We start from the raw sequence: 1,016 nt of genomic DNA, 5'->3' as shown, positions 1-1,016 counted from the left end.
GCGACCAGGAGGCCACCGCCGACGCGGTGTTCCTCCTGGACGCCGTCCTGGAACGCCGCCTCGCCCGCGGACTGACCTGCGTCGTCGACGCCACGAACACCCGGGCCGACGTCAGGAAGCGGCTCATCGAGACCGCTCACGTTCACGGACTGCCCGCGGCCGCCGTGGTGATGACCGCGCCGCTGCGCCAGTGCCTGGCCCGCAACGCCCGCCGCCCCGACAACCGGCGCGTGCCCGACAGCGAGGTCCTGCGCCAGTACCGGCAGATCAGCCTCGCCCGGCCGGGCCTGCACACCGAGGGCTTCGACCACGTCGTCACCGACGACCGGCTGATGCGGCTGCGGCTGCTGCTCCAGCGGTCCGTCGACCGCGTCCACGCCGACCACCAGGTCGAGGGCGACCACACCGAGCACGCCCGGGTGCTGGCCCGCCGGTTCTTCGGCGAGGACCTGGCGCAGGCCTTCCACTGGAGGCACCTGCGCCCCAACCACGACCCGATCGGCGCCCTCGCGGTCGGCGGTGACGAGATCACCCTCGCCTACCGCACCTGGTTCCCCGACCTGATGGACTGGGGGTTCGAGGCTCAGGTGTCGTGCCTGGGCGGCTGCTCCGGCCCGGCCTGGGTGCCGGTGCGCAGCCCGATGGACCTGCTCGCCGTCTACGACGACGACTTCCCCGAGGACGTCGTGCGGTGCGACCGCTGCTCCGGCACCACCGCCCGGGAGGCGGTGTGAGCACCGCAGTGAACCCCGACACCGGCGACGGGTTCGACGCCCCCACCCCGTCCGAGGCCTACGCCGACGCCCCCGCCCTGCGGCGCGAGATGCACGAGGTCATGGAGATGGGCGCCGTCCGTGACGGGCGCCGCGGCGGAGTGGTCACCGGCCCGCCCGCACCTGACGCGGCGACGGCCGACCGCGTCTTCCTGCTGCGCCGGGCCGCCCTCATGGACCGCATGGCCGTCGAGGACCCCGGGCCCGGAGCCCGGGGTGCCGCAGCCCGGGCCGCGTTCGAGC

The 1,016-nt window shown here is 74.9% G+C and carries 1 protein-coding gene and 1 pseudogene; both read left to right on the top strand.

The features are described from left to right. The coding region (locus ACWFRU_RS42495) for an AAA family ATPase (RefSeq protein WP_453694224.1) at nucleotides 1-734 on the top strand (734 nt) is incomplete at its 5' end. Next, nucleotides 731-1,016 (top strand): annotated as a pseudogene (locus ACWFRU_RS42490) (hypothetical protein); the annotation flags it as partial. The gene ACWFRU_RS42495 and the pseudogene ACWFRU_RS42490, both read left to right, overlap by 4 nt.

The sequence above is a fragment of the Streptomyces sp. NPDC055099 genome, assembly GCF_053607685.1.
The sequence above is the reverse complement of the archived record's forward strand: the minus strand, read 5'-3'. Positions and strand labels throughout refer to the sequence as shown.